Below are 22598 nucleotides of genomic sequence, written 5' to 3'. Positions count from 1 at the left end.
GCGATGGCCGGACGCACGGTGTTCCCGGGCCGTCTGCGACGCCGCCTGACGATCGCGTTCGTCCTGGTCGCGGGGGTCTCGGCCGGGCTGCTCGCCGGCGGGACCGGGCTGCTGCTGCGGCAGTCCTGGCTGGACGCGTCGCTGCAGGAGGCCGCCGCCGACGCCCGCTACCAACTCGTGCTCGCTGGGCAGTTCCTGCCGCTGACCGAGCAACGCAGCACCGACCTGCTCACCAGCTTCGAGGCCAGCGGCCGGCACGTGGTGCTCGTCGACGGCCCGGCCCGCGCCTCGCACCCCGCGTACGCCCCGGTGCTGGGCGGCCCGTTACGGGCCGCCGTCGCGGACGGGCGGCTCGGCTACCAGCGCTCCGCGCCGGCGGAGCGTCCCCGGCTGCTGGTCATCGGCGGGCGCATTCCGGGCTCGACCGCCGAGCTGTACGTCCTCACCGTGGAGGACGACGTGGCCACCGACCTGGGTCAGCTGCGCACCGCGCTGGTGGCCGGCTGGGTGCTCGTGGTGGCGCTGGCCGCCGCGGTGGGTCACGCGTTGGCCCGCCGCACCTTGGAGCCGGTGGGCCGGGCCAGCCGGGCCGCCCGGGCGCTCACCGAGGGCCTGCTCGCCACCCGCCTGCCGGTACGCGGGCGCGACGAGTTCAGCGTCTGGGCGTCGACGTTCAACGAGATGGCCGAGGCACTGGAGTCGAAGATCGTGGCGCTGTCGGCCGCGCAGGCCCGCGAGCGGCGGTTCACCGCCGATGTCGCGCACGAGCTGCGTACCCCGGTGACCGCGTTGGTGGCCGCGGCGTCGCTGCTGGGCGAGCACCTCGACCAGTTGCCCGACGACGCCCGCCCGGCCGCTCGACTGCTGGTCGGCGACGTGGTCCGGCTGCGCCGACTGGTCGAGGACCTGATGGAGATCTCCCGGCTGGACGCCGGGCGGGAGCACCTGACCGTCGGGCCTGTCGACGCGGTGGCCCTCCTGACCGGCATCGTCGCGGCGCGCGGCTGGTCGCCGAGGGTGCGGGTCACCGGTGACCCGGTCGCGTTGCGCACCGACCCGCGTCGGCTGGAGCGCGTGCTGGCCAACCTGGTCGCCAACGCGGTCGAGCACGGCGGTGGAGAGATCACGGCCAGCGTGGCGGACGCGGGCTGCATGGTCGTCTTCGAGGTCACCGACGAGGGGCCCGGCATCCCGGCCGAGCACCTGCCCCGGGTGTTCGACCGATTCCACCAGGTCGACCCGTCCCGCTCCGCGCCGGGCAGCGGGCTCGGGCTGGCCATCGCGCGGGAGCACGCCGACCTGCTCGGCGGCACGCTGGGGGTGCGCAGCGAACCGGGCGAGGGCACCCGGTTCCGCCTGGAGCTGCCCACCGACGGTCCGCACCGGAACGTGCCGCACCCGGACGACCCCGCCGAACCGGGTCCGGTTGGGCGTACCGCCGGCGGTGTGGGATGAGCCGCCACGGCACGGTGCGGCTGGGCGTACCGGCGCTCGTCGTGGCGCTCCTGGTCGGCGGCTGCGGCACTCCCCGCTCCGGTGACCTCGGCCCGGCGCCCAGCGCGCCACCGACGAGCACCCCGCCCGCCGACCGCCCGGAACCGACCCCGACCCCGGTCGCGGAGCCGACGCCGCCACCCACCACGCGGGCGCCGGGTCCGTCGGCGGCGGCGTCCACCGGCGCGCGCCGGCCGGACCTGGTGACCATCGAGCTGTGGTACGTCCGCGCCGGGCGGCTCGTGCCGACCCGGCGTACCCGGCCGGCCACGGTCGCGACGTCCCGGCTGGCGCTCACCGAGCTGGCCGCCGGGCCGAGCCCGGCGGAGGCTGCCACCGGGATGACCACAGTGCTTCCGGCCGGCGTCGAGGTGACCCGCATCGCCGACGGCGTGGCGACGCTGCGGGTGCCGTCCGCCGGCGACCCGGTGACGCGGCGACTGCGCGAGGCGCAGGTGGTGTGGACGCTCACCCAGTTCCCCACCGTGCGCCAGGTCCGCCTCGACGGGGCGGCGTCGGTCGACCGGGCGGACTACACGGACCTGCTGCCGCCCATCGTGGTCACCGGGCCGGTCATCGGCGAACGAGTGGCCGCCCCGCTCGTCGTCACCGGCACCGCCGACGTGTTCGAGGCCACGGTGAGCGTCCGCGTGCTGGACTCCGCCGGCCGGGAGGTGGCCACCGGGTTCGGCACCGCCAGTTGCGGCAGCGGCTGCCGAGGCGGCTACCGGGTGCAGGTCGGCTGGCGCACGACCCGGGAACAGAAGGGCACGATCGAGGTGTACGAGGTGTCCGCGCGCGACGGCTCGCGGATCAACACGACGGCCGTACCGGTGATCCTCACCGCCGGCGACTGACCCACCCGTTCACCCGCCGGGCACCCGCTCGAAACGCAATCGTTTCGCATGCTCCGTGCGACGCAACTCACGAAACCCTGCACGTTCGGGTATCCGCGAACTAGGGTCGGTACGACATCGTTTCGCGGGGGGTCGTCGGGGATGCTGGGTGGTCAGCAGGTGGGTGCGGGTGCCGGGGTGCCGGCCGCCCGGGCGCCGCGCTGCACCGACAGCGACCTGTTCACCGTCGTGATCGACACCCTGCGCGAGGTCGGCTTCGACCGGATGACCATCGACGCCGTCGCCGCCCGCGCCCACGTCAGCAAGGCCACCATCTACCGGCGCTGGGACGGCAAGGCCGAGCTGGTCGTCGCCGCCCTGCGCGACCGGCAGGTGGGTGTGCACAACCCGCCCGACACCGGCTCCCTCCGCGGGGACCTGATCGAGTTGCTGCGGGCCACGGCCGCGATCTGCACCGCCGACTGCGACCTGATGCAGGCGTTGACCTTCGCCATGCGGACCAACCCCGAACTGGAACGCCTTGTGCGCCACCAGGTGCTGCCAGCCGGGCGGGTGGCCAGCACCGCCATCCTGGTCCGGGCCGCCGCCCGCGGGGAGATCCCGCCGGAAGCCGGCGAGCGGGAGCTGTTCCACGATCTCGCGCCCGCGCTCACCATGTCCCGTCTCGTCGCGCACGGCCTACCCGCCGATGACGCGTTCCTCACCCAGGTCGTCGACCAGGTGCTGATCCCGGTACTCCGCTATCAGCACGACCGTCCGTTCCCGGCCTGATTTCACCGACATTCGCAACACGGAAGGCTTCACCATGCCCGGAACCACCTCGACCGCGCCCGGCGCGCCCCACGCCGGGGCGTCGACAGGCGCCCCGCACCCGCGGCGCTGGATCGCGCTGGCGGTCATCGCGGTCTCACAGCTGATGGTCGTCCTGGACGCCACCATCGTGAACATCGCACTGCCGCAGGCCCAGGCCGACCTGGGGATCACCGACGCGAACCGGCAGTGGGTGATCACCGCCTACACGCTGGCCTTCGGCGGCCTGCTGCTGCTCGGCGGTCGCATCGCCGACTACTGGGGGCGCAAGCGCACCTTCCTGGTCGGCATGACCGGTTTCGCGCTCGCCTCCGCGCTGGGTGGTCTGGCCACCACCGGTGGGATGCTCTTCGCCGCCCGCGCGTTGCAGGGCGCCTTCGGCGCGCTGCTCGCCCCGGCCGCGCTGGCGCTGCTCACCGTTCTCTTCACCGAGGCCACCGAGCGGGCCAAGGCCTTCGCGGTGTACGGCGCGATCGCCGGTGGCGGGTCGGCCGTCGGCCTGCTGCTCGGCGGGGTGCTCACCGAGTACGCCGACTGGCGCTGGTGCCTGCTGGTCAACATCCCGGTCGCCGCCATCGCCATCGCCTTCGCGCTGCCGCTGGTGCCGGAGAGCCGGGCGCACGGCAACACCCGCTACGACGTACCGGGCGCGATCGTGGTCACCGCCGGCCTGGTCTCCCTGGTCTACGGCTTCACCAAGGCCGCCGAGGACGGCTGGGACGCCACCGCGACGCTCGGTTTCATCGCCGCGGGCGTGGTGCTGCTCGCCGCCTTCGTGGTGATCGAACTGCGCTCCAGCCACCCGCTGCTGCCGCTGCGCATCCTCCTGGACCGCAACCGGGGCGGGGCGTTCCTCACCTCGACGCTGATCGGCGCCGGCCTGTTCGGGGCGTTCCTCTTCCTGACCTTCTACTTCCAGGTGGTGCTGGAGTACAAGCCCCTGGAAGCGGGTCTCGCGTCCCTGCCGGTCACCGCCGGTGTGCTGATCGCCGCCGGTGGCGCCAGCCAGCTGATGCCCCGGTTGGGTGCCAAGCCGCTGATGGTCGCCGGCGCGGCGCTCGCCGCGGTGGGCATGCTGGTGCTGACCCAGATCGACGTGGACACCCCGTTCCTCACCCACCTGCTGCCCGCGCAGGTCATTCTCGGCCTGGGGCTGGGCTTCACCTTCGTTCCGCTGTCCAGCCTCGCCCTGGTGGGGGTGCCGGAGCACGACGCCGGCGCGGCCAGCGCGACGCTCAACGCCACCCAGCAGATCGGTGGCTCGCTCGGCACCGCCCTGCTGAACACCTTCTACACCAGCGCGGTCGCCGCCTATCTGGTCGGCCGGGCACCGAACCCGGTCAACCAGGTGGAGGCCCTGGTGCACGGGTACCGGGTGGCCTTCGGCTGGGGCGCGGCGTTGATCGTGCTCGCCGGACTGGCCACCCTGGTCCTGGTGAAGGTCCGCAAGGAGGACATCCCGACCGGCACCACCGTGCACATGGGCTGAGCTGACCGACGTGGCCGCCGGCCGGAGCGCCCCGACCTGGGGTGGACCGGCCGGCGGCCAGGTCCGGTAACGTCCCGACCATCGTCGAAATCCCGTTTGAGGAGATCCATGTCGACCCCTGCTGACCAGCTCATCACCGCTCTGCGCGCGGGCCACGAGGAGCTCGCCGCGCTCGTCCGGGACCTCAAGGAGGACGACCTGCTGCGCCCGTCGGGGGCCAGCGAGTGGCAGGTGTCCCAGGTGCTGAGTCACCTGGGCAGCGGCGCCGAGATCAACCTGGCGACGCTGGACGCCGCCCGCACCGGCGCGCCCGGCCCGGACGGTGACTTCAACCGTGGCGTCTGGGCACGCTGGGACGCGATGTCCCCGGCTGAGCACGCCGCCGGCTTCCTCGACACCAACGAACGGCTGGTCGAGGCGTACGAGGCACTGGACGCCGAGACGCGGTCCTCGATGCGGGTCGACCTCGGTTTCCTGCCGGAGCCGGTCGACGTGGCCACCGCGGCCCGCTTCCGGCTCAGCGAGTTCGCCCTGCACCAGTGGGACACCGAGGTGGCGTTCAACCCCTTCGCGGCGGTGACGCCGGGAGCGGTGCCGCTGCTGCTCGACCAGGTCAGCGGCATGCTGGCCTGGACCAGCCGACCGCAGGAGCTGACCGGGCCCGAGGTCACCGTGCTGGTCCGGTTGCACGCACCCGAGCGGACGTTCGGGCTGCGGTTGGGCGAGAAGGTCGACGTCGTCGACGCGCCGGAGCGCCCCGACGGGGAGCTGGTGGCCCCGGCCGAGGCGTGGCTGCGGCTGGCCACCGGACGGCTGGGAACCCAGTACACCCCCGCCGGGGTGCAGGCGACCGGCGCGGTGACCCTCGACGACCTGCGCAGGGTCTTCGTCGGCTTCTGAGCCGCTGCCGCGCGGGCCGGTGAACCCGACCCGCGCGGCGCTCAGCCCTTCACGCAGACCACCTGCTTGAGGTGCGCGACCACCTCGACCAGGTCCTCCTGCTGGGCCATCACCTCGGTGATGTCCTTGTACGCGCCGGGGATCTCGTCGACCACCCCGGCGTCCTTGCGGCACTCCACCCCGGCGGTCTGCGCGGCCAGGTCCTCGGTGCTGAACGTCCGCTTGGCCTGCGCCCGGGACATCCGACGGCCCGCCCCGTGCGACGCCGAGCAGTACGCGTCCGGGTTTCCCCGCCCCCGCACGATGTACGACCCGGTGCCCATCGACCCGGGGATGATGCCCAGGTCACCCCGGCCGGCCCGGATCGCGCCCTTGCGGGTCACCAGCACGTCCACCCCGTCGTAGCTCTCCTCGGAAACGTAGTTGTGGTGGCAGCTGATCGGCTCGTCGTAGCCGACCTGCGGGAAGTGCTCGCGCACCACGCCGCAGAGCAGGGCCAGCATGACCGCCCGGTTGCGCCGCGCGTACTCCTGCGCCCAGAACAGGTCCCGCCGGTACGCGTCCATCTCCGGCGTCCCGGCGAGGAACACGGCCAGGTCCCGGTCCGGAAGGTCGGCGTTGTGCGGCAGCCCTCGGGCCACCCCGATGTGCCGCTCGGCCAGTTCCTTGCCGATGTTGCGGGAGCCGGAGTGCAGCATCAGCCAGACCCGCCCCTCGTCGGCGCCGCCCTGCTCCAGGCACACCTCGATGAAGTGGTTGCCGCCGCCGAGGGTGCCGATCTGCCGCTGCGCCCGCGTCTCCAGCTGCGCCACCCGCCGGTCCAGGCCGGCGAACCGACGCCAGAAGTCGTCCCAGCCGGCCTGCTCCAGGCCCCGGATCCGCCGCGTGTCGACCGAGTCCGTGCGCTGGGCGAAGCCGACCGGGATGGTGGCCTCGATCGCGGAGCGCAGCCCGGCCAGGTCGTCCGGCAGGTCGGCGGCGGTCAGCGAGGTGCGCACCGCCGACATCCCGCAGCCGATGTCGACGCCGACCGCGGCCGGTGAGACGGCCTGCCGCATCGCGATCACCGACCCGACCGTGGCGCCCTTGCCGAAGTGCACGTCGGGCATGACGGCGACACCCTGCACCCAGGGCAGCGCGCCGATGTTGCGCAGCTGCTTGGCCGCCTGCGGCTCGATGGCGTACGGGTCGGTCCAGACCCGGACCGGCGCCCGGGTGCCGGCGAGCGGGGTGAATCCCATCGTGAACTCCTTCTGTCGTGCGGGGGGGTGACCGATAATGATCAAGCGCCGGCCGATGGCACGGCGGTACGGGAAACGAGAAGGCCGCCCGATCCCGGTGGGGATGGGCGGCCGGCGGACGCGCTGCGCGTCGGCGTCAGTCGCGCCACCCCGGCCCGGTGCCCCGCAAGGGTTTGTCGGCAGTGGTCGTGGATGCGGTGAGCAGATAACCGCCGGCAGGAAGCAGACACCGGGCGGCACCGTTGCGGACACGTTGTGGCACGGCGTACTCCCCTCGGGCTCGCTCTCGACCTTGCGCTGATGACAGTAGGAGCGCGGCGGCGCGTCCGCAATGGATATCGCCGCCGCCCGCGTCTCCGGCTCCGGCACCGTCCTCAAGGGGTGGCGGTGACGGAGCCGAAGAACCGACGACCGCCGGGTTACGACACGGACACCAGCCGGAAGGACTGCGCGGCGGTGCCGTTGCAGGTGTACTGGATGAGCTGGACGCTGTCCGCGGTGGACGCTCCCGGCACGTCGAGGCACTTACCACTGTTGCGGTTGACCAGGCGGTAGTAGCCACCACCCTCGGACTCGGCCCGCCACTGCTGGTTGTTGCCGCCGCTGTAGGACCAGAGCTGGATGCGCGCCGAATCGGCGGTCGACCGGTCGGTCACGTCGAGCACCTGGGCGCTGTTGTTGCGGTTGTTGACCCGCAGGTACCCGCCGCTGGTGGGCACGAACTGGTACTGCTGCGCGGCGCTGCTGTTGCACGCGTACTGCTGGATGACGGTGCCGTTCGCGCTCGCCGCGGCCCGCGCGTCGACGCACTTGCCGCTGCCCCGGTTGACCACGGTGTGCCAGGCGGTCGGCGAGATCGTGCCGTCGGACGGCGGGGGCGTGGTCGGGGGGACGGTGCCGACTCCGGCGAGCCAGTGCAGCCCGTCGATCAGCAGCTTGTTCTGCTGCGCGCTGTCGAAGGTCGACGACAGCCCGGTGTTGGTGCTGTAGTTCATCGCGTTGTGGCCGAAGTTGGCGTAGAGCATCTTGTACTGCCGGTTGCTCCAGACCAGCGGGTAGTACCCGCCGTACCAGGACTGGTTGGGGTCCGTGCCGACCGGGAAGCTGGACGGGTCGACCGAGGCGAGGATGTCGATGTTGGGGTTCTGCCGCAGGTCGTTGCTCCAGGAGTACCACTCGCTGATCGACGATTGGAAGGTCGCCGGGAGGTTGCGGGTGGCGGCGTGGGTGCGGTTGTCGGCGCGCATCGTGACCCGGGTGGGTCCCCAGGTGTTCGTCTGGAACGAGCCGGTGCCGAGGAAGGTGTTGTAGTACCAGCTCCAGCTCGACGGGTTGTCGGTCCACGCGCTGACGTGGAAGCCCAGCCACGCCCCGCCGTTCTGCATGTACTGCTGGAACGCGGCCCGCTGCCCGCTGGGCGGCGCGTCGTCCAGGAACATGACGACCTTGTACTGGGCCAGGTTGGCGGTGTTCAGCAGGCCCCAGTTGTTGGTGGCCTCCCAGGAGAAGCCGTACTGGGCGGCGGCCTGCGGGAACCAGGCTCGGGCGTCCTTGACGAAGTCGATGTGCGCGGCGTCCCAGGTGCCGTTGTAGAAGGCCAGGACCTTGAACGTCGGCGCGGCCTGGGCGCTGCGCGAGGCGGTGACCGCGACACCGGCGGTCGCCGCGACGATCAGGGCGACGAACAACGACAGGATTCTTCGGGTACGGGAGGAGAGTTCTGCGATCACCTGATCGTCCCTTCGCTGGGGACGCGCATCGCCGCGTCGACGTCTATCTGTTCACATTGTTAACAGATAGACGAAAGATTATTCCTCTCACCTGACCGCGTCAATCGCCGATCAGACGCCGACGGTGCCGTCGACGCCCTCCCGAAGGAGGTCAGCGTGGCCGTTGTGCCGCGCGTACTCGTGGATCAGGTGCAGCATCACCAAGCGCAGCGACACGGTCTCGTCCCAGCGGGCGTTGTAGCCGGTCACGTCCAGCGACGGTGCCGCGCGCTCGATCCGGCGGGCGTGCGCGACCTCACGCTCCCAGGCGGCGAACGCCTCGGCCCGGGTGGCCGAGCTGGCGTCGTACGCCTGCTGGTAGTCGCCGGTCTCCGACCACACCAACCCCACGTCCTCGCCGTCGATGACCCGGCGGAACCAGGCGCGTTCCACCTCCGCCATGTGCCGCACCAGGCCGAGCAGGGAGAGCGTGGAGGGCGGCATGGACTGCCGGCGCAGCTCCTCGTCGGAGAGACCCTCGCACTTGAGGGCCAGCGTGGCGCGGTGGAAGTCGAGGAACGCGCGCAGCGTCTCCCGCTCGTCGCCGGTAACCGGGGGGCCGATCCGTTCGGTGGTCATTGACAAGATCATGCCGGACGGCGGCTGCGGGGTCGGGCCGCGGGTCAGCCGACCGAGGAGCGGGCGACCGGGGCGGCGAAGAACGTGTCCGGGTACGGCTCGTCGCGCAGGCTGTAGTGCCACCACTCGCGGTCGTAGTTGACGAACCCGGCGTCGGTCATCAGCCGCTGCAACAGCCGACGGTTGTCCCGCGCCGTTCCGGTGATGCGGGGGTCGGCCGTGTGCGCCCGCGGGTCGAAACAGTCGAAGCCCGTACCCATGTCGATGCTGTTGTCGGCGAAGCGCTGCGCGCGCGGCGCGGTGCAGGCGACCAGCGGCTGCCCGACCCGGTACGGCGGTTGGCTGGCGGCGGGCTCGTCAACCAGGGTCAGGTCCAGGGTGCTGCCGCGACTGTGCGCGGTGGGCGCCCCGATGTAGCCGTCGGCGAAGAGCCGGCTCTTGGCCAGGTCCGGGTAGAACTCGGCCTTCGTCTGCTGCTCATCGGGGCGCTTCGACCAGGCGACGAAGTCGTCCACAGCCGGTTGCGGGCGGTAACAGTCGTACACCTTGAGACTGTGCCCACCGGCCAGCGCGGCGTCCTGCACGCGGCGCAACGCCTCGGCCGCCCGCCGGGTGAGCAGACACAGCGGCTCCCGGTAGCCGGCGATCGGCCGGCCGACGAAGTTGTGCGCCGTCGCGTAGCGGATGTCGGCGTGGATGCGCGGGTCGACGTCGGTCAGCACCACGAACCCCGGCAGCGGGGCCGGGATGGAGGTGGAGGGGGTCGGCGTGGGTGTGGGGCTCGCCGACGTCGGCTGCGGCGCGGCGGACGTGGGGCGGGGCTCCGGCCGCGAGCAGCCGCCGAGCAGCGCGACGAGCGCGAGCACGACGGCCAGGCGGTAGCGCACGAGTCCTGTCTATCAGCCCAACCAGGGACGGTATGCCAGGATCCACGCGGTTTGCGGAAAGTCGGCCCGTCCCTGGCCACGAGACACCGCAAATCCCCGAAAGCCGAACCGATCTGAGGCTATTTGTCGAGGCAATCAACAAAAGTGGCCGAAAAAGATCCGAAAGTTTTCCGCAACTCGGGCCAAGCTTCGGTCGATCCGGCATGTCGTCAACCCCCATCGGTGAGGCAAGATGACGCGAGGAACGGTGCACGCCGTTCCGGGACACACGGGGGCGACGACCTGCGGTCGTTCCTCCGGCTCGGTGAAGGAGACGCGGGTGGGCGCGGACGACGGACGCAGAGTGACCATCACCGCGATCGCACGGGAGGCCGGGGTCTCGGTGCCGACCGTGTCACGGGTGCTCAACGGACGCTCCGATGTGGCGCCGGACACCCGGGAGCGGGTCGAGGAACTGCTGCGCCACCACGGCTACCGGCGTCGCACCAGCCGCAGTGTTCGCCGGGCCGGCCTCGTCGACCTGGTCTTCAACGACCTGGACAGCCCCTGGGCCGTGGAAATCATCCGGGGTGTGGAGGATGTCGGGCACGGCGCGGGTGTCGGCACGGTGGTCTCCGCGATCCACCGGCAGCCCACCGCGGCGCGGCAGTGGTTGCAGAACCTGCGCACCCGCGCCACCGACGGCGTCATCTTCGTGACCTCGCACCTGAGCCCACCGCTGCACGCCCAACTGCGACGCCTCAACGTGCCGGTGGTGGTCGTCGACCCGGCCGGGGTGCCGGCCATGGACGTGCCGACGATCGGCGCGACCAACTGGGCCGGCGGGCTCGCCGCGACCGAACACCTGCTCGCCATCGGGCACCGGCGCATCGGTTTCGTGGCCGGGCCGACACACCTGCTGTGCAGCCGCGCGCGACTCGACGGTTACCGGGCCGGGCTGGAGGCCGCCGGGGTGCCGGTGGACGACGCGCTGATCTACCCGGGCGACTTCTACCACGCCTCCGGCTTCGCCGGCGGGACGGCGCTGCTCGACCTCGCCGACCCGCCGACCGGCATCTTCGCCGCCAGCGACCAGATGGCCTTCGGCGTCTACGAGGCCATCCGCCGTCGCGGGCTGCGCGTCCCGGACGACGTGAGCGTGGTGGGCTTCGACGACCTGCCGGAAGCCCGCTGGGCCTCCCCACCGCTGACCACCGTGCGCCAACCGTTGGTCGAGATGGGACGGTTGGCGGCCCGCACCGTGCTCCGCCTCGCCCAGGGCGAGGGCATCGACTCACCCCGGGTGGAGCTGGCCACCGAACTGGTCGTTCGCGACAGCACCGCCGCCCCGCCAACCGGGTCGCCCACCCCGGCGTGACGGCCGGAACTGCGCCGGAAACCGGTTGAACCCGTTCCGGTCCGTTCCCGGAAATTCCGGGCTCGGCCCGTACCCGCCGGTCGGCGCGGTGGGCGACCGTCGGTCACCCACCGCGCCGGACGGTCAGTGGTGGTGGTGCCAGCGGGTGGCCTTGCGGATGGTCACCGGCAGGGCGGGAGCGCCGTCGACCGGTGCCGGGTCGTCGGCGGTCGGCGCCACTCCCCCGGCGGCGATCCGGTCCAGCGTGGCCAGCCCGGCCGCGTCGACCTCGCCGAAGATCGTGTAGTTCGGGCGCAGCGCCGAGTCGGCGTAGACCAGGAAGAACTGGCTGCCGTTGGTGTCCGGCCCGGCGTTCGCCATCGCGAGGACGCCCCGGGCGTACACCCGACGCTCCCCGGTCGGGTCGGTGGGCGCGGGCGGCAGGTCGGTCGGCAACTCGTCGCGGTACCGGTAGCCCGGGCCGCCCTCACCGGTCCCGGACGGGTCACCGCACTGCAACACACTCAGCGTGGGGTACGCGGTGAGCCGGTGGCATCCGGTGCGGTCGTAGAAACGCTTGCCGACCAGGTGCAGGAAGCTCTGCACCGTACACGGAGCGGCGGCCCGGTCCAGGGTCAACCCGATCGGCCCGTGGTTGGTCGCCAGGGTCACCCGGACACTGCCCCGGGCCGGGGTGCGCCGCGGGTCGGGCGGCAACGGCACCGGCCGGGCCGCGGGCTCCTCCGGGGTCTCGGTGTACGCACACGGGCCGTGGGTGGTGCGCGGCGGCCGGTTGGCGGTGTCGACGGCGGCGGGCGGCGCGGTGGACACCCGCACCGCGTCGGCCGACGGGCCCGGCGCGGCGAGCGCGGTGCCGGACGCGCCGACGACCAGCGCCCCGGCGAGCACGGTCACCCCCGCGAGGCGGGTCAGGGCTCGCGCCGGCCGGCGGGGTGCCGCCGTCGTGGGGCGCGGTTCGAGTTCACTCGACACAGGGATCCTCCTGGACTGGTGGTGCCAGAAAGACCGGAGTCTATGGAGGCCAGCGCCCGATGTCGATCCGTCAGGCCATCCGACGGCGACGCCGCCACAGCAGACCGCCCGACAACGCCACCACCGTCGCAGCGCTCACCGCGATCACCGACCAGAGCCACCCCGAGCCGGTACGCGCCGGCCCGCTCGCCGCCGCCGGCCGGGGCGCGCCGGGCGCCGCCAGCGCGGACGGGGCCGCCGACGGGGTGGCGGTCAGCTCGCCGGGTTCGACCAGCCGGCCCACGGCGGCGTCCCGGGGCACGGTGAAGCCCCAGTCCAGGAGGGCCGCGCCCTGCTCCCAGCCGCGCACCGGTGCCGATTCGGCGCCCAGCAGGGTGACCACCAGCCGCCGCCCACCGCGTTCCGCCGCCCCCACGTAGGTGTGCCGGGCCAGGTCCGTGTACCCGGTCTTGCCGCCGAGCGCACCCGGGTACCGGTAGATGAGCTGGTTCTCGTTCTGGATCTGGAAGCCCTTGGTGCGTTGCGCCGGCTGGACCGGAATCGACGCCTGCCTGGTCAACGCGTACCGGCGGAAGGTCGGCTGGGCGAAGCAGGCCCGGGCGATCAGCGCCAGGTCGTACGCGCTGGTGAACTGCCCCTTGCCATCCAGCCCGGACGGGGTGACCGCGTGCGTCTGGAGCGCGCCGAGGTGGTGGGCCTGCTCGTTCATGGCCCGTACGCCGGCGGCGCTGTCCGTCCCGCTGCCGAGTCGGGCCAGCGCGTTCGCGGCCTCGTTGCCGGAGTTGAGCAGCAACCCGAGCCAGATGGTCTCGATGGTGTACCGGCCGCCCGCGACCAGGCCGACAGCGGAGGAGCCAGGCTCGATGTTCATGTCCGCGTCCGTGACGGTGACCGTCTGCGTCGGGTCAAGCTTGGGCAGCATCGTCGCCGCCAGCAGGAGTTTCTGCACGCTGGCCGGGGTGCCGTACTCGTGCGGGCCACAGCCACCCAGCACCTGGCCGCTGTCCAGGTCGGCGACCAGCCACGAGGTGGCGGTGACCTTCGGCGGCGCGGCGACGCCGGCCGGCACGACCAGACCGGCCGTGTCCAACGCGGCACCGCCGACCACCCGCTGTTCAGGGACGGCGGGCGGAGGCGACGGCCGGGGCGGGCGGGACGCCGACGACGGCACCCGGGGGCAGCGCACCGTCGGCGCGCCGGACGCCCCCGCCGCACCCACCGGCACGGGAGCGAGCAGGACGGCGGACGTCGTGGCCGCCAGCAGCGCAGCTCTCATGAGCCCGACCCTAGTCACGACGATCGGCCGGCGGGACGGGATGGCGGTCAATCCGCGTCGCCGCGACCCCGCAGGTAGTCGTGCACGACCCGGGCGGCGGTCAGGTGACGCGGCGCAGCCAGCGCCGCTGCCACGGGGTCTCCACCGCCTTCGGGTGGTATCCGGCCCGAACCCACGGCACGGCCCGCTCGACCGGCAGGCCGTCGAGGATCGCCAGGGCGGCCAGGGCCGTGCCGGTGCGGCCCATTCCACCCCGACAGGCCACCTCGACGCGTTCACCGTCGTGCGCCCGCCGCAGCGCCTCCCGCAGTACGTCGAGGGCTTCAGCACGGTCGAGCGGTACCCAAAAATCAGGCCACCGGATCCGCCGGTGCGGCCACGCCGGTTCCGGACCAGGGGCCAGCAGCACGGCGAAGTCGGCGGGCGAGGTCGCGGCGGCGATGCGGCGTCCTCGCACCGTCACCCCACTCGGGAGTACGAGTACGCCCGACTGCTCCGACCACGGCTGCGCGTCAGTCACCGGGACATTGTGCCTGGACCGGCGACAGCGCCGCCCCCGGCCTTGTGAGCCGAGGGCGGCGCTGGTGTCGGTGTGCAGGTCGCCTCTCGGCGAGTGGCACGACGCGGCTCCAGCCGAACGGTATTCCGCGAGGGCGATATTAGGTGAGGCCCGGGGACACTGAGTCACACCGACACCCTCCACAACCAGCCGAACCCCCACCTTGTTCCCCGCTCTGCCGCGCCCCGCGGAAACGGAAAAGCCGCTCGCCGGCACCCCGGGTAGCGGGGGTGCCGGCGAGCGGCCGGTGTCGTGCGGTCTTGCCGTGGGGTGGTGCTGTGGTGTTGTGGGTCAGCTGTTCCAGTACTGGGCAACCAGGTCAGCAGCCTGCTGCTCCCACTGGGCGTAGGCGTCCGGGTAAGCCGACACCTGCACGGTCTGCGCGGCCTGGGTCAGGGGCATGTCCTGCCACCCGTCGACCTGCTTGAGGCCCTTGAGGAACGCCGTCGTCGAGTACTCAGGGTTGGTGATCTGCTCCGGGGTACCCCAACCACTGGACGGGCGCTGCTGGAACAGGCCCAGCGAGTCGTGGTCGTTCATGTCACCCAGGTGACCCAGGTTTTCCAGCTTGGACTCCTGCAGGCTCGTCGCGATGGAGATGACCGCGGCGCGCTCGGGCATACCGGCCTTCTTCGTGGCGGCGATGATCGCCTTGACGTTGGCGGTCTGCTCGTCGTTCAGGGTGATGTGCGACTGGTCGCCCTGCGGCTTCGGCGCCGACTGCACGGCCATAGCGACCGGCTTGGCGTCCACGGTCGGGGTGGCGGCGTGGGCGGCGATCGGGCCGGCGAAGACACCACCGGCGAACGCGAGACCAGCAACAGACAGCACGCTCTTACGAATGATCGTGTTCATGAGGGGTAGCTCCTTCGGGGGTAGGAACACCCGAACCACCAAGGGGGGCGGCGGCAGGGGTGTGAGCACCTCGTCCGGCGCTGCACAAACAAGGGGAAAGTCTTGGGGGATGAACACCCCACGGGGTGTCAGGGGTCGGCGGCCTCACGGGCGGGGGGGCTCGTGGCGCCGGGTCCCTGTGTAACGACCAGCCGGCGGGGGTCATTCCCGGGGGCGACTCACCTGCCAGGCACCCTCGTCGAGGTGGTGCGGTCGGTCGTGGGGACTGCAACGACCGGGCGGCCGGGGTCATTCCCGGGGTTGGCCCACCTGCCAGGCACCCACGTCGAGGCGGTGCGGTCGGTCGTGGGGACTGCAACGACCGGGCCGAGGCTGGCATTCCAACCAGCCGGGACCGGCGTCCCGCACCCGTGCGGGGCGGGCGGTGGTGCTGCGAGTGTCAGGGTGTGTAACGACCCGGGCCAGCCACGATTCCGGCCCACGGGTGCACCCGACCACACCCCACAAACACCCGCCACCGGACAAACCACCCACACCACGTCAGGCCGACGGCGTCACATCGGCCCTCACCCGGGTGATCCACTCGGGTTCATGAAAACCGGGGAATCCGGGACGCCGGGACACCCCGACTTCATGAAACCCGAGTCGACCAGCCTTCAACGAGCGGTGTGCGCGGGCTTCTCCACCGCGCTCTTCGATACGGGCAGCCGTTGCCCGGTGGCGAGGCTCGTATGCTCCTGGGCCCTATTGTGCGGTACGTCCCGTTCGCCATGGAGTGAGCAGCCCGAGCGAGAGCGGCCGGCGCCTCGACGGGTGCAGAGCAAAGGGGAAAAGGAAGGCAGAGGGGCCGCCTAGCGCTCGTCCGAGGCCCACGAACCGCTGCGGTAGAGGGTGCCGCGACCGCCCGGGTCAGGCACCCCGTTGAGCGCGCTCTGCTCGGGTTCGGTCGGCTCGGGATTCCGCGCCGCACGACGGGCGCGCAGCACCCGGGACCCGACGAACCAGGCGGCCGCCGCCACGCACACCACGATCACCATCTTCTGGAGGGTGCCGACGTAGCCCTCGACGAGGTGCCAGTTGTCGCCCAGCAGGTAGCCGGCGAGCACGAAGGTGGTGTTCCAGATCAGGCTGCCCAGCGTGGTGTAGAGCAGGAACGTCGTCACCGGCATCCGCTCCACCCCGGCCGGGATGGAGATCAGGCTTCGGAAGATCGGGATCATCCGGCCGAAGAAGACCGCCTTCACACCGTGCCGCAGGAACCACGCCTCGGTCTTGTCCACGTCGCTGAGCTTCACCAGTGGGAGCCGGGCCACGATGGCGCGCATCCGGTCGCGCCCCAGCGCCGCGCCGATCAGGTAGAGCGCGAGCGCGCCCAGCACCGAGCCTAGCGTGGTCCAGAAGATCGCACCGACCAGGCTCATCCGTCCCTGCGCCGCGACGAACCCGGCCAGCGGCAGGATCACCTCGCTGGGGATCGGCGGGAAGAGGTTCTCCAACGCCACCGCCAGGCCGGCACCCGGCCCGCCGAGGCGTTCCACCAGGTCAGTGACGTACCCGACGATCCCATCCTGGGGTGGTTCCGCTGCGGCGGTGGGGGTTCCGGTGGCGAACACGGCGTGGGACGTTCGAATCATGCGCCCACGTTACGAAGTCATCCTGAGAGTCGACCATGAGGCGGACCGCCCGACCGCGCGGGCCGACCGCACCGGCGGGGGTGTGGAAAACCGCACCCCGCTGCGGCTCGCCGCGGTGCAGCCGCTGTGCGTACCCCTGGATGTCGCGGCGAACGCGCGGGCGCACGCCGCCGCGGTCCGCGCGGCGCGCGCCCGGCTGGTGGTCTTTCCGGAGCTGTCGCTGACCGGGTACGAGTTGGACGCGCCGGTCGTGTCGGTCGACGACCCGCGGTTGACGCCGCTGGTCGAGGCGTGCGCCGAGACGAACACGTTGGCCCTGGCCGGGGCGCCGGTCGCGGGCGACCACATCGCGGTGCTGGCGGTGACCGGAGGTGGTGCGACGGTGGCGTACCGCAAGATGTGGCTGGGGGACGCGGAGGCCCGCCGGTTCCGGCCCGGCGACGCGCCGGTCGTGCTCGATGTGGACGGTTGGCGGGTGGGGCTGGCGATCTGCAAGGACACCGGCTTGGCCGCGCACGCGGCGCGGACCGCCGGGCTCGGGGTCGACGTGTACGCGGCGGGCGTCCTGGAGTCCGCTCACGACGCCGCCGTGACGGACCAGCGGGCGCACCGGATCGCCACCGCGCACCGGGTCTGGGTGGCGGTGGCGAGCTTCGCCGGGTCGACCGGCGGTGGCTACCGGGAGGCCGCGGGGCGGTCGGGAATCTGGACGCCGGACGGCGAGGTCTACGCCCGCGCGGGCACCGAGCCGGGCGAGTCGGTCAGCGCCAGCATCCGGTGAGCGTTGTCGTCGTACGCGTCCGGCAGGTCCTTTGGGTGAGGGTGGTGTTTGCGCACCGGCGTTGATCTTTGGAATGCTTCGGGCATGACGTCCTTCCCGGGAACCTTCGCCGACGATGTCGTCGCCCAGCCGACCCAACAGCAGTTCGAGACGTTCATCGACGAGCACCGCAGAGCACTCGACGGCTACCTGGACGGGCTGACCGAGGAGCAGGCGCGCCGGTCGTTGGTGCCGTCCCGAACCACGCTGCTGGGTCTGGTGAAGCACGCCGCGTTCGTCGAGAAGGTCTGGTTCGACGAGGCCGTCACGTGTCGGCCCCGCTCGGAGATCGGCATCCCCGCCACGCCGGACGAGTCGTTCATCCTCGACGACGACGACACGATCGCCAGTGTCCAGCGCGCACACCAGGAAGCCTGCGAAGCCTCCCGCCGCACCACGTCCACCCTGGGCCTCGACGACGTGCTTCGCGGCCACCGGCGCGGCCCCGTGTCGCTGCGCTGGGTCTACCTGCACGTGCTGCGCGAGCTTGCCCAGCACTGCGGGCACGCGGAGATCCTGCGCGAGCAGATCCTGGCTGCCGAGTAGCATCGCGCCGACCGACCTCGTCGCACGCGGCATGGGTCGGGTCAGCCTCTGGCCCGCCCACCCATGTCGGCGAAGCGACGCAGCGTCCAGCGGGCCGGCGGCCAACCGCCGGGGTCGTGGTCGGTGGTCCATTCGGTGATCGAGGCCGGCGGCACGTCCAGGTCGAACGACCGGAAGACCGGCTGCGCGGCGAGCGCGTGGAACGCGCCCTCGACGGTCTCGCTGTGCCCGACAATGACCACTGTGGAGCCTCGATGCCGGTGGGCGATCTCCATGACCGCGCGGCTGACCCGGACCACCAGCTCGGCCCAGCTCTCGTTGCCCTCCTCGAACGGTCGGAACACGCCACCGCCCGGCACCGCGTGTTCGGTACGGAACCGGGCGGTCGGCAGGCCGTCGGCGTACGGGGGTGTGTGCCAGGTGCAGAGACCACAGTCGGCCACCGGCCGGACGCCGAACGCCGCGCCGATCGGTTGCGCGGTCTCGACCGCCCGGCGCAGCACGGACGAGTAGACCGCCACCGGCCCGTCGGCGGCGACCTCGACGGTGAGCCGGTTCGCCAGCTCGTGTGCCTGCTCCTGGCCGAGGGCGGTGAGGCCCCGACAGCCACGTGGCCCTCCGACGATTCCTTCGATCTGGTGGACCGACTCGCCGTGTCGTACGAAGATCAGACGTGTCCGCATCGGGACATCATGCCAGCGGTATCGACGCAGGTATCAGTCGTCCGTACGGCCGGTGGAGAAGGTGCCGGCCTGCGTCAGCAGAGCGTCCAGTTTCGCGCCCGTCTGCGCTGGTAGGCGGTCGCGCCGCACCAGCTCGGCGATGTGGTCGCGCAGGTCGGCGACGCGCTTGGCGCGGTCGCGGGTGCGGCGGTTGAGGTCGGCGAGCTCGTCGCGCAGATCTTCGGCGGTCTTCCGGTCGACGTCGCCCCGGGCGACCGCGGCGGCGAGGACGGCGGTGAATTCGCTGGTCACCTCCCGGAGGCTGACCGGTATCTGCTGCCCGACGGTCGGGGGCGCGGTGCTGGCGGCGGAGGACGGCGAGGGTGGCGCGGCCGGCGTCGGCGAGTGCGTGGTGGGGGTCGGGGCGGAGGTGGCGGGCGCGTCGGCGATCTCGGCCCGATCGGGGGTGCCCCGCTTGCCCAACGGGCCCTCCGCGAGCAGTGCGCCGACGCCGATCAGCACGGCGAGAACGGCCGCGACGAACACGGCGAGGGACCGACGCGATCGGCGTGGGGCCGGCGCGGCGGCGGCCGGGGCGGGACGCGCCACCACCGACCGGTCGATCAGGGTGGGCGGGTGGGCGACGGGCCGGATGCGCAGCAGCTCGGTGGGCGGCTCGACCGGTTGACCGGCACCGAAGCGGCGGGCCAGCTGCGCGGCGCTCGGCCGCTCGGCCGGGTTGGTGGCCAGGCAGGCGACGGTCAGCTCGGCGATGTCGGCGGGCAGGCCGGGCACCCGCAGGGGCGACGCCGGGGTGCCCCGCCGGTGCACCTCCAGGGCGTCCTCCCAGCTCTGCACGGGCAGTGGCGCCCGCCCGGTGAGGGTGCGGTAGAGCAGTACGCCGAGGGCGTACACGTCGCTCGCCGGGTCGGGCGGCCCGGCGGTGAGCCGTTCCGGGGCGAAGTAGGCGGGGGTGCCCATCACCGGTTCACCGGACTGGCTGTCGACGCCCCCGAGCGCGGCGATGCCGAAGTCGAGCACCTTGGCGCCGGTGTCGGTGAGCATGACGTTGCCGGGCTTGACGTCGCGGTGCACGACGCCGATGCGGTGCGCGGCGGCCAGCGCGGCGGCGATCTGCCCGGCCACCCGGACCGCCTCCGGCCAGGGCATCGGCCCGCCCCGCAGCCGGTCGGCCAGGTTGTGACCGTCGACGAACTCCATCACCAGGTACGGGACGACGACGCCGCCGGCCAGGGTCGCCTCGGCGTAGTCGTACACCTGGGTGACGTGGGGGTGGGTCAGCCGGGCGGCCGCGCGGGCCTCGCGTTGGATGGTGGCCCGCAGCTGTGGGTCGGTGGCGAACTGCCCGGCGAGGACCTTGATCGCGACCGGCCGCCCCAGCACCTCGTCGTCGCCTCGCCACACCTCGGACATGCCACCGAGACCGATCCGCTCGTGCAGTACGTAGCGGTCGTGGAGGCGGAGAGTGGGCATGAGCGGCGACATGGCTTCACCAGTTTGCCTGGCGACGCCGCCCTCGACCACTCTGCGTGCCCGGCCCCACACTGTTCGTCCCGTGCGTACCGGAATGGGGTTGGTGCGGTCAGGAGCAGCGCGGGGTGCCGGGCAGCGGTCGCGGCTGGATGCGGTCGGCGAGTCGGCGCAGGGCGAGGGCGGTGGCCTGCCGGGTCGGGGCGAGCCGGGCCCGGCGGGGGCGTTCGACCTGGACCGGAGCGTCCGGTCGGGCCGAGTAGGCGTGGCGGTTCATGGCGTCGAGTGCGGTGACGTATCCGCTGGGAAGTTCCATGGTCAACTCCTTGGGACAGGTCCGGTGGAGCTCCGGACGACGAGTGCGGTGGGCAGGAACACATGACCGGCCGCGGCGTCCGCGGGCGGGTCGAGCAGCAGTTCGGCGGCGATCCGGCCCTTCTCCTCGGCCGGTTGCCGGACGGTGGTGAGGCCGGCCGCGGCAGCCTCGGGAATGTCGTCGAAGCCGGTGACCGAGACGGTTGGGCGGTCCTGGGCCGGACGCGCGGCCAGGGCGTCCAGCACACCGAGGGCGAGGACGTCGGAGCCGGCCAGCACGGCGGTCGGCGGCGCGGGTTGGTCGAAGAGGTCGGCGACGGCGGCGGCGGCCGCCGGGCGGCTGTTGCCGGGGGCGTTGACCACTGTCAGCTCGGGCCAGCCGACGCCGACCTCGGCGAAAGCGTCGGCGAACCCGGTGAGCCGGCCCCGGGTGGTCGGGTGTGGGACCTGGTCGACCCCGGCCACTGTGAGCGGGCCGGCCGGCGCGTCGGGCAGCACCGAGTCGGCGAGCAGCGCCACCCGACGGTGCCCGAGCCCGGCGATGTGCGCGGCGGCACTGTGCGCGGCGGCCCGCTCGTCGATGCCGACGAACCGTTCGTCGGCGCCGGCGTCGTCGCGGGGGGCCGTGCTGACGAACGGCAGCCCGCGCTGGCGGATCACGTCCAACGCCCACTCCTCGTCGGCGACGCAGTAGACGCAGAACCCGTCGACCGCGGCGTTCTCCACCGCCCGTCGGGCGTCGGTAACCGCCGTCGGCAGCGGCACCAGCAGCATGCTCGTGCCGTGCTGCTCGGCCGCCGCGCCGACGCCGGCGAGGAAACGGACCGCGAACGGGTCGGTGAAGGCGTACGACAGTTGCGAGGTGAACAGCACCCCGATCGACCCGACGAAACCGCGGCGCAGCGAGCGTGCGGTGGGGTTGGGGCCGGGGTACCCCAGTTGGCGGGCGGCGTCCAGGATCCGCTCACGCAGGCTGGCGGAGAGCTGGTCGGGGCGGCTGTAGGCGTTGGACACGGTGCTGCGGGAGACGCCGACGGCGTCGGCCACGGCTTGCAGTGTTGGTTTCACCGGCACCTCTCTGTATCGATCCAGTCTGTATCGATACAGAGACTAACCCGACCAGTCGGCGTCGGTCAATACGTGAGCGGAGCGGGGGTCGGCGCGGTCGGGGTCAGGCCGGGTAGAGGTCGTCCAGCAGGCGGCCGAGGATCTCCGCCGTACGCTCCGGCGGTTCGGCCTCTACGCAGAGCCGCTCCATGGCCACCGCGTAGTAATCCAGGTCGTCGCGCTTGTCGAGGTAGATCGCGCTGGTGAGCTGTTCGATGTAGACGATGTCGGGCAGCTCCTGGTCGCCGAAGCGCAGGATGGTGAAGGCGCCCCCGGCGGCTGCGTGGCCACCGGCGGCGAACGGGATGACCTGGAGCCGGATGTGGGGCGACTTGGTCGCCTCGATGAGCGCGGTGAGCTGACCGCGCATGACCTCCGCACCACCGATGGGACGGCGTAACGCCGCCTCGTCGACCACGGCCCACAGCTGCGGCGGGCTCTCCCGCTGAAGCAGCTGCTGACGCTGCATCCGCAGCGCGACGCGTCGGTCGATCTCGCCCGGATCAGCCCCACCGTGCCCGAGCAGCACGACCGCCCGGGCGTACTCCCGGGTCTGGAGCAGGCCGGGCACGAACTGCACCTCATAGCTGCGGATCAGTGCGGCGGCCGCCTCCAGGCCCAGGTACGACTGGAACCACGACGGCAGCACGTCGCCGTAACGGTGCCACCAGCCGGGGCTGTTCGCGTCCCGGGCGAGCTTGAGCAGCGCGTCGCGCTCGTGCTCCTCGGTGACGCCGTAGAGGGTCAACAGGTCGGCGACGTCGCGCTCCTTGAAGCCGACCCGGCCCAGCTCCATCCGACTGATCTTGGATTCGGAGGAGCGGATCTCCCAGCCGGCGCCCTCCCGGGTCACCCCGCTGGACTCGCGAAGACGGCGCAGTTGGGCGCCGAGCAGCATGCGCAGCACGGTCGGCCCGGTTGTCGGGCCACCCTCGGCGGGAACCATCGTCACGTGCGGACCTCCGGACACCGACCCAC

22 protein-coding genes are annotated in these 22598 nt (G+C 72.4%); 8 read left to right on the top strand and 14 right to left on the bottom strand.

Annotation, left to right across the window (positions count from 1 at the left end):
* Positions 1-3 precede the first annotated feature (3 nt).
* The 5 genes from EV382_RS06490 to EV382_RS06470 all read left to right on the top strand — a co-directional run bounded on the left by EV382_RS06490 (position 4) and on the right by EV382_RS06470 (position 5550).
* Complete coding sequence (locus EV382_RS06490; protein ID WP_130400686.1) at positions 4-1455, top strand: sensor histidine kinase; 1452 nt, start codon at positions 4-6, stop codon at positions 1453-1455.
* On the top strand, positions 1452-2351 hold the full coding sequence (locus EV382_RS06485; RefSeq protein ID WP_244236571.1) for a Gmad2 immunoglobulin-like domain-containing protein: 900 nt from the start codon (positions 1452-1454) through the stop codon (positions 2349-2351). Before EV382_RS06490 ends, EV382_RS06485 begins: the two co-directional genes overlap by 4 nt.
* Before the next feature lie 141 nt (positions 2352-2492).
* Positions 2493-3122: a TetR/AcrR family transcriptional regulator gene (locus EV382_RS06480; protein ID WP_165435734.1), complete on the top strand. Its 630-nt coding sequence runs from the start codon at positions 2493-2495 to the stop codon at positions 3120-3122.
* 34 nt (positions 3123-3156) lie between these two features.
* Complete coding sequence (locus EV382_RS06475) at positions 3157-4650, top strand: DHA2 family efflux MFS transporter permease subunit (RefSeq protein WP_130400684.1); 1494 nt, start codon at positions 3157-3159, stop codon at positions 4648-4650.
* Positions 4651-4758: 108 nt separating this feature from the next.
* On the top strand, positions 4759-5550 hold the full coding sequence (locus EV382_RS06470) for a maleylpyruvate isomerase family mycothiol-dependent enzyme (RefSeq protein WP_130400683.1): 792 nt from the start codon (positions 4759-4761) through the stop codon (positions 5548-5550).
* Positions 5551-5591: 41 nt separating this feature from the next.
* On the opposite strand, the gene EV382_RS06465 is transcribed toward EV382_RS06470, so the two are convergent.
* The 4 genes from EV382_RS06465 to EV382_RS06450 all read right to left on the bottom strand — a co-directional run bounded on the left by EV382_RS06465 (position 5592) and on the right by EV382_RS06450 (position 10026).
* Positions 5592-6791, bottom strand: coding sequence for an RtcB family protein (locus EV382_RS06465; protein ID WP_130400682.1), 1200 nt, complete (start codon positions 6789-6791; stop codon positions 5592-5594).
* Between the two features lie 419 nt (positions 6792-7210).
* The gene (locus tag EV382_RS06460; RefSeq protein WP_244236570.1) at positions 7211-8521 is read right to left on the bottom strand and encodes an RICIN domain-containing protein; all 1311 of its coding nucleotides are present in this window, start codon (positions 8519-8521) and stop codon (positions 7211-7213) included.
* Between the two features lie 111 nt (positions 8522-8632).
* Positions 8633-9139, bottom strand: coding sequence for a DinB family protein (locus EV382_RS06455; protein ID WP_130400681.1), 507 nt, complete (start codon positions 9137-9139; stop codon positions 8633-8635).
* A gap of 44 nt (positions 9140-9183) precedes the next feature.
* Positions 9184-10026 (bottom strand): M15 family metallopeptidase, encoded by an 843-nt coding sequence (locus tag EV382_RS06450; RefSeq protein WP_244236569.1) that lies wholly within the window; start codon positions 10024-10026, stop codon positions 9184-9186.
* A 319-nt stretch (positions 10027-10345) separates the two neighbouring features.
* Between EV382_RS06450 and EV382_RS06445 the strand changes: the two genes are divergently transcribed.
* The gene (locus EV382_RS06445) at positions 10346-11383 is read left to right on the top strand and encodes a LacI family DNA-binding transcriptional regulator (RefSeq protein WP_130400680.1); all 1038 of its coding nucleotides are present in this window, start codon (positions 10346-10348) and stop codon (positions 11381-11383) included.
* A 123-nt stretch (positions 11384-11506) separates the two neighbouring features.
* Here EV382_RS06445 and EV382_RS06440 read toward each other — a convergent pair whose 3' ends face one another.
* The 5 genes from EV382_RS06440 to EV382_RS06420 all read right to left on the bottom strand — a co-directional run bounded on the left by EV382_RS06440 (position 11507) and on the right by EV382_RS06420 (position 16679).
* On the bottom strand, positions 11507-12355 hold the full coding sequence (locus EV382_RS06440) for a peptidylprolyl isomerase (RefSeq protein ID WP_244236568.1): 849 nt from the start codon (positions 12353-12355) through the stop codon (positions 11507-11509).
* A gap of 70 nt (positions 12356-12425) precedes the next feature.
* A complete protein-coding gene (locus EV382_RS06435) occupies positions 12426-13631 on the bottom strand; it encodes a D-alanyl-D-alanine carboxypeptidase family protein (RefSeq protein ID WP_130400679.1) in 1206 nt (401 codons plus the stop codon).
* 100 nt (positions 13632-13731) lie between these two features.
* On the bottom strand, positions 13732-14151 hold the full coding sequence (locus tag EV382_RS06430) for a protein-tyrosine phosphatase family protein (RefSeq protein WP_130400678.1): 420 nt from the start codon (positions 14149-14151) through the stop codon (positions 13732-13734).
* Positions 14152-14481: 330 nt separating this feature from the next.
* Positions 14482-15045, bottom strand: a complete 564-nt coding sequence (locus EV382_RS06425) for a hypothetical protein (protein ID WP_130400677.1) — start codon at positions 15043-15045, stop codon at positions 14482-14484.
* An 851-nt stretch (positions 15046-15896) separates the two neighbouring features.
* On the bottom strand, positions 15897-16679 hold the full coding sequence (locus EV382_RS06420) for a DedA family protein (RefSeq protein ID WP_130400676.1): 783 nt from the start codon (positions 16677-16679) through the stop codon (positions 15897-15899).
* An 82-nt stretch (positions 16680-16761) separates the two neighbouring features.
* Between EV382_RS06420 and EV382_RS06415 the strand changes: the two genes are divergently transcribed.
* On the top strand, positions 16762-17460 hold the full coding sequence (locus EV382_RS06415) for a carbon-nitrogen hydrolase family protein (RefSeq protein ID WP_244236909.1): 699 nt from the start codon (positions 16762-16764) through the stop codon (positions 17458-17460).
* 84 nt (positions 17461-17544) lie between these two features.
* Positions 17545-18045 carry a DinB family protein gene (locus EV382_RS06410; RefSeq protein WP_130400674.1) on the top strand — a complete coding sequence of 167 codons (501 nt, stop codon included), beginning with the start codon at positions 17545-17547 and terminating at the stop codon, positions 18043-18045.
* 41 nt (positions 18046-18086) lie between these two features.
* Here the strand turns inward: EV382_RS06410 and EV382_RS06405 are convergent, their stop codons facing one another.
* The 5 genes from EV382_RS06405 to EV382_RS06385 all read right to left on the bottom strand — a co-directional run bounded on the left by EV382_RS06405 (position 18087) and on the right by EV382_RS06385 (position 22566).
* Positions 18087-18728 (bottom strand): histidine phosphatase family protein, encoded by a 642-nt coding sequence (locus tag EV382_RS06405; protein WP_130400673.1) that lies wholly within the window; start codon positions 18726-18728, stop codon positions 18087-18089.
* 33 nt (positions 18729-18761) lie between these two features.
* Complete coding sequence (locus EV382_RS06400; RefSeq protein ID WP_244236567.1) at positions 18762-20201, bottom strand: serine/threonine-protein kinase; 1440 nt, start codon at positions 20199-20201, stop codon at positions 18762-18764.
* 109 nt (positions 20202-20310) lie between these two features.
* A complete protein-coding gene (locus EV382_RS06395) occupies positions 20311-20514 on the bottom strand; it encodes a hypothetical protein (protein ID WP_244236566.1) in 204 nt (67 codons plus the stop codon).
* A 2-nt stretch (positions 20515-20516) separates the two neighbouring features.
* Positions 20517-21560, bottom strand: coding sequence for a LacI family DNA-binding transcriptional regulator (locus EV382_RS06390; protein WP_244236565.1), 1044 nt, complete (start codon positions 21558-21560; stop codon positions 20517-20519).
* A 124-nt stretch (positions 21561-21684) separates the two neighbouring features.
* Positions 21685-22566 (bottom strand): helix-turn-helix domain-containing protein, encoded by an 882-nt coding sequence (locus tag EV382_RS06385; RefSeq protein ID WP_425271973.1) that lies wholly within the window; start codon positions 22564-22566, stop codon positions 21685-21687.
* Positions 22567-22598 lie beyond the last annotated feature (32 nt).

The organism is Micromonospora violae (assembly GCF_004217135.1).
GTDB lineage: Bacteria > Actinomycetota > Actinomycetes > Mycobacteriales > Micromonosporaceae > Micromonospora > Micromonospora violae.
The sequence above is the reverse complement of the archived record's forward strand: the minus strand, read 5'-3'. Positions and strand labels throughout refer to the sequence as shown.

What these genes read in the sequence shown, in the direction of transcription:
- EV382_RS06490 (WP_130400686.1), top strand. Translation starts at nt 4, where the DNA reads ATGGCCGGACGCACGGTGTTCCCGGGCCGTCTGCGACGCCGCCTGACG.
- EV382_RS06485 (WP_244236571.1), top strand. Translation starts at nt 1,452, where the DNA reads ATGAGCCGCCACGGCACGGTGCGGCTGGGCGTACCGGCGCTCGTCGTG.
- EV382_RS06480 (WP_165435734.1), top strand. Translation starts at nt 2,493, where the DNA reads ATGCTGGGTGGTCAGCAGGTGGGTGCGGGTGCCGGGGTGCCGGCCGCC.
- EV382_RS06475 (WP_130400684.1), top strand. Translation starts at nt 3,157, where the DNA reads ATGCCCGGAACCACCTCGACCGCGCCCGGCGCGCCCCACGCCGGGGCG.
- EV382_RS06470 (WP_130400683.1), top strand. Translation starts at nt 4,759, where the DNA reads ATGTCGACCCCTGCTGACCAGCTCATCACCGCTCTGCGCGCGGGCCAC.
- EV382_RS06465 (WP_130400682.1), bottom strand. Translation starts at nt 6,791, where the DNA reads ATGGGATTCACCCCGCTCGCCGGCACCCGGGCGCCGGTCCGGGTCTGG.
- EV382_RS06455 (WP_130400681.1), bottom strand. Translation starts at nt 9,139, where the DNA reads ATGACCACCGAACGGATCGGCCCCCCGGTTACCGGCGACGAGCGGGAG.
- EV382_RS06435 (WP_130400679.1), bottom strand. Translation starts at nt 13,631, where the DNA reads ATGAGAGCTGCGCTGCTGGCGGCCACGACGTCCGCCGTCCTGCTCGCT.
- EV382_RS06425 (WP_130400677.1), bottom strand. Translation starts at nt 15,045, where the DNA reads ATGAACACGATCATTCGTAAGAGCGTGCTGTCTGTTGCTGGTCTCGCG.
- EV382_RS06420 (WP_130400676.1), bottom strand. Translation starts at nt 16,679, where the DNA reads ATGATTCGAACGTCCCACGCCGTGTTCGCCACCGGAACCCCCACCGCC.
- EV382_RS06410 (WP_130400674.1), top strand. Translation starts at nt 17,545, where the DNA reads ATGACGTCCTTCCCGGGAACCTTCGCCGACGATGTCGTCGCCCAGCCG.
- EV382_RS06405 (WP_130400673.1), bottom strand. Translation starts at nt 18,728, where the DNA reads ATGCGGACACGTCTGATCTTCGTACGACACGGCGAGTCGGTCCACCAG.
- EV382_RS06400 (WP_244236567.1), bottom strand. Translation starts at nt 20,201, where the DNA reads ATGCCCACTCTCCGCCTCCACGACCGCTACGTACTGCACGAGCGGATC.
- EV382_RS06395 (WP_244236566.1), bottom strand. Translation starts at nt 20,514, where the DNA reads ATGGAACTTCCCAGCGGATACGTCACCGCACTCGACGCCATGAACCGC.
- EV382_RS06385 (WP_425271973.1), bottom strand. Translation starts at nt 22,566, where the DNA reads ATGGTTCCCGCCGAGGGTGGCCCGACAACCGGGCCGACCGTGCTGCGC.